The organism is Actinomycetospora sp. (assembly GCF_055612215.1).
Genome location: NZ_JBVPVA010000840.1, coordinates 1 through 4,226 on the forward strand (window position 1 = coordinate 1; position 4,226 = coordinate 4,226).

At 72.4% G+C, this 4,226-nt stretch carries 6 protein-coding genes; 3 read left to right on the top strand and 3 right to left on the bottom strand.

The genetic code is table 11. The annotated features are described in order from the left end of the window. Together AC0CYZ_RS22910 and AC0CYZ_RS22915 are read right to left on the bottom strand one after the other, a co-directional pair. The coding region (locus AC0CYZ_RS22910) for a cysteine dioxygenase (protein WP_472219603.1) at positions 1-618 on the bottom strand (618 nt) is incomplete at its 3' end. A gap of 336 nt (positions 619-954) precedes the next feature. Next, positions 955-1,542 (bottom strand): TetR/AcrR family transcriptional regulator, encoded by a 588-nt coding sequence (locus AC0CYZ_RS22915; RefSeq protein WP_472219605.1) that lies wholly within the window; start codon positions 1,540-1,542, stop codon positions 955-957. A gap of 85 nt (positions 1,543-1,627) precedes the next feature. Between AC0CYZ_RS22915 and AC0CYZ_RS22920 the strand changes: the two genes are divergently transcribed. The 3 genes from AC0CYZ_RS22920 (at position 1,628) to AC0CYZ_RS22930 (ending at position 3,659) form a co-directional block, all read left to right on the top strand. After that, complete coding sequence (locus AC0CYZ_RS22920; RefSeq protein WP_472219607.1) at positions 1,628-2,314, top strand: class I SAM-dependent methyltransferase; 687 nt, start codon at positions 1,628-1,630, stop codon at positions 2,312-2,314. A 94-nt stretch (positions 2,315-2,408) separates the two neighbouring features. Then, positions 2,409-3,179, top strand: a complete 771-nt coding sequence (locus AC0CYZ_RS22925; protein ID WP_472219608.1) for an isocitrate lyase/PEP mutase family protein — start codon at positions 2,409-2,411, stop codon at positions 3,177-3,179. Between the two features lie 54 nt (positions 3,180-3,233). Next, a complete protein-coding gene (locus tag AC0CYZ_RS22930; RefSeq protein ID WP_472219610.1) occupies positions 3,234-3,659 on the top strand; it encodes a hypothetical protein in 426 nt (141 codons plus the stop codon). A gap of 58 nt (positions 3,660-3,717) precedes the next feature. On the opposite strand, the gene AC0CYZ_RS22935 is transcribed toward AC0CYZ_RS22930, so the two are convergent. Continuing rightward, complete coding sequence (locus AC0CYZ_RS22935) at positions 3,718-3,966, bottom strand: hypothetical protein (protein WP_472219612.1); 249 nt, start codon at positions 3,964-3,966, stop codon at positions 3,718-3,720. Between the last annotated feature and the right edge of the window lie 260 nt (positions 3,967-4,226).

The following is a 4,226-nucleotide window of genomic DNA, read 5'->3' on the forward strand; positions in this document are numbered from 1 at the left end:
TAGCGGTGGCGAGTAGGCATGGACACTGACCGCGGCTACCGGAGCCCGGTTGGAGACGTCGTGCACGTGCCCCAGCCTGAACGTGGCGCCCCGCCCTGCCCGGAGCAGGCGGCGGCGCAGGCCTGGGCCGGTCCCGACCACCCCCTCCGTGGCGCCGGTGGCGACCGGGATCGCCCCGGGCGTCGCGTCGCTGAGCTGGCCGGTCCGTCCGCCGCTCCATCGCCATTCGGTGAGCTCGCCCCGGACCACGGTGAGCGCCCCGAGTGAACCGCCGTGATCGTGCAGTTCCGCGGCCTGGCTGGGGGCCCAACCGATGAGCCAGACGTCCAGATAGGCATCGGCGTGCAGGCGACGCGACCAGCGGGATGTGGCGTCGACGACGGCGGCGTACCGACCGTTCCTGACCTCCCCGGCGACGGCGAGGGTCAGGTCGGTGAGATCGGCGAGGCTGAGCGGCGTGGGGGCGTCGCGCGGGCGACGGCGACCCGGGGTCGCGGGATGCCGCGACAGCGAGAGGGGCAGACCAGGAGGAGGCAAGGCGAGCGACACGGTGGCTCCGGGCGAATCCGGCCGCATCCTCGTGGAGTGGACAGCGGCCGACGGCACGCCGCTGGGCACGGAGCCGCAGACGGCGAAGGCTCGGGCGAGGCAGTCAGTCCCCGTCGAAGACGTGTGCACGCCGATGCGCCCAGAACGGGTCCAGCGCATAGGCGATCGGCACCGGCGCATTCCACCACGGCGCGCCGTCGAGGTCACCTCCCCGACCCGCGCCGACGTCCCCGACCGGGACATCCTGCGCGAGCCGCCCTCGTCATCCGCAACGCGCCGGAACGGGAGCACTACGTCGCTGTCGTGCGCCGGGTGGTCTTGTGAGGGCATCACGACGTGGCGCCGCGACGTCCCGGCGATGACGACGAGGTCGGCGGCGACCGCAAGGCCGCCGCGGGTACGTGGTCAGGGACCGAACAGTGTGTCCAGCTGGTCATCGAGCGCGGCTTCGGCGTCCTCCGGGGTGCACTGCTCGGCGAGGGTGTGCACGGCGAGGCCGTCGACCAGCGCCGTCAGTGCCGCGGCTGCGCGCTCCGGATGGTCGACGGGTTCCCTCGCGCCGCTGGCCCGGATGCGCTCGGCGATGAAGCCGCGCAGCTGATCCATCCCCTCGCGGACCGACCGGGCGATCTCGGGTGACACCGCGGCCCGGGCACCGAAGGCCACCGCGACGTGGGCCTCCAGGCGCCGCTCGTCGTCGAGGGGCAGCAGCTCGATCAGCAGCGCGCGGACCGCTTGGCGCGGCGTGCCGTGCTCGATCTCGTCCATGTGCCGACCCAGGCGCGCCTCGACCTGCTCGCTGACCGTGTCCAGGGCGAATCGCAGCATCTGGTCCTTCGTCCGGAACCAGTGCTGGACCTGGCCGGCCGATACCCCGGCCTCGGCCGCGACGTGGCGCACGCTCACCTCGTCGAGCCCTCGGGCGGCCGTCACCCGATGCAGCGCCTGCGCGATCTGCCGGCGGCGCTCGCCAGGATCGACCTTCTTCGGCACCGCGACATCCTTCCACGATGCAGTCGTATTGCCACCGACGGGCGGTCCTGCGACGATACAAGTGCATCGCCAAGAGGGGAATCCGATGCCGACGACACCGACCGAGGACGACCACAGCCGACGGCTCCGCCGCGGACAGCGCTGGTGGGACCTCGTGAGCTCGATCCATGGGTCGGCGGGCGGGCAGACGACCCGGGTGGCCGAGCTCGCCCTCCGGCACCTGAGCCTGCGCTCCGGGCAGACGGTGCTGGACCTGGGCTGCGGCAGCGGGGCCGCATTGCCCACGCTGAGCAAGGCTGTCGGCCCTTCGGGGCGTGTCGTCGGCATCGACAACAGCCCGAAGATGCTCGCGCGCGCCGAGGTCGTGGTGCGGCAACGGGACCTGGTGAACGTGGAGCTGCGTCGCGCCGACGCCACCCGCGCCGAGATCGAGCCGGGTGCCTTCGACGCCGCCTACGCCTGCTCCTCGATCAGTGCCATGCCCGACGTCCCGGCGGCCCTGACGTCCGTGAGCGGTTCGCTTCGGCCCGGCGGTCGACTGTTCGTCTTCGACATGCGCCTCGAGCCGCGCGGCTGGTCCACCCCGGGGATCCACCTCCTGCGGTGGATCTACGCGGCCAGCGCGGGCTGGGCAGGCGTCGACGTGCTCGACGCCGCACGAGACGTCTTCGGCGACATCGCCCTGCCCGGCTTCCCCGGACACGAAGGCCGAGAACAACCCGAGGCGGGCTGGCCGCCCCTCACCATGTTCGTGGCCACCAGGACGCCGTGACGCCTGGGCCGGTGAGAGTCGGCCCGCGGAGCGTCCCCCGCCCGCTGGGAGCTGTCGACGCCGCCGAGATCACGCACCCCCGAGGCAGGAACACATGGACTTCTTCGAACTGCACCACCGACCCCAGCCGTTGCTGCTGCCCAACGCCTGGGACGTGCCCTCGGCGCTGGCGTTCCTCGACGCCGGTCATCCGGCCATCGGCACCACCAGCTTCGGGGTCGCCGCGAGCCTCGGGCGACCCGACGCCGGACGCGTCACCCGCGAGGCGAACCTCGCGCTGACCCGTGCCCTGGCCGGCATCCCCGCGCACCTGAGCGTCGACATCGAGGACGGCTACTCCGACGATCCCGATCAGGTCGCCGACTACGTCGCCGAACTGGCCGAGGCCGGCGCTGCCGGGGTCAACATCGAGGACAGCTCCGCGGAGGCACTGATCGACCCCGGCCTCCACGCCGCCAAGCTCACGGCGATCAAGCAGCGCGCCCCCCGGGTGTTCCTCAACGCCCGCGTGGACACCTACTGGCTCGGCGAGGAGGCCACCCCCGAAGCAACTCTCCGTCGCGCCGAGCGCTACGTCGCGGCCGGGGCGGACGGCGTCTTCACCCCCGGCGCCTCGGAACCCGAACTGCTGGCCACACTCACGGCGGCACTGCCGGTGCCTCTCAACGTGTTGGTGCTGCCCGGCCGGTCCCTGGCCGAGCTCGCCGAGCTCGGGGTCCGCCGCGTGAGCACCGGCTCGATGCCCTACCGGGCCGCGTTGCACGCCGCGGTCGCCGCGGTGACCGCGGTCGCCGACCACTCGCCGATCCCCGCTTCGGTGCCGTACCCGGAACTCCAGGAACGACTGCGCCGCTTCCACTCGTGACGAGACCGGGGAAGGCTCGTCACTCGCAGCAGGACACGGCCAGGGAGGTTCACCGTGCATGACGACTGCGTGCTCACCGCAGGCCGGGTGGAGTTCACCGTCGAGGCCGCGGGCCGGCCCAAGCCTCCGGGTCCGGCGTTGTCGCTGACCCTCACGAGCACGATCCTCGGGCGCATCCCCGTTGTCCTCGCCAGTGCGGACGACCTGGGCCGTCTCGAGACCTGGGAGTGCGGCTGTCCCACGAGCTACCCCCTCGAGGTCGTCAGCTTCCCGTTGCGCGATCTCGCCGACGCGATGGCCGTCCGCGTCTCGTTCATCGACATCGACGCCTGGGCCGACCCGGGAGCCACGCTGGCCCTGCAGCTCGAGCTGACGTTCGGTGGCGCCGACGACGGCTACCGATGGCGTGCCCCCACCGTGACGGTGAACTCGGCCGTAGGCTCCTCGCGTCCCGTTCCCCTACCCGCCATCACACGGTGACGGCCACGGCGCGATCTCGTCGAGGACGGGACCGCGTTAACCACCCCGCCCCCGAGCGTCAGGCGGTCGGCCGTGGAGGCGATTTCGGGCAGGGGGTCCGCGACGCTGGGTCCGACGGCGGGAGGTCGACGGCCTCCGCGATGGCGCCGAAGACCCGGGTGAGCGTATCGAAGTCGTCTCGCTCGATGTGGTCGAGGATCCACCGACGGACGGTGTCGAGCAGCCGCGGCAGCACGTTGAGGATGTGGACGAACGGGCGCCACATCGCTTCCTCAGCGGGGTCGAGGGGCTCCACGGCGTCCGTCATGTACCGAGAGTGTAGGTCCGCGGGAAGCCGGGTCCTCACCGGCGAGCGCCGACCGGACACCACAGAGAGGATGGCGCCACAACCAGGCCGCGCCCCGACCCTCAACAGCACCTTCCCGACGCCGGGCTCGTGTCCGCCGCCGGATCAGGACCTCCACCACGGCCAGGTTCACGATCCAGCCCAGGACCTGGCCACGCGGGATCGTGCCCACCACGTCGATCGGTGCCCCCCGGGCCGCGCCGACGAGCACCATCGCCGGC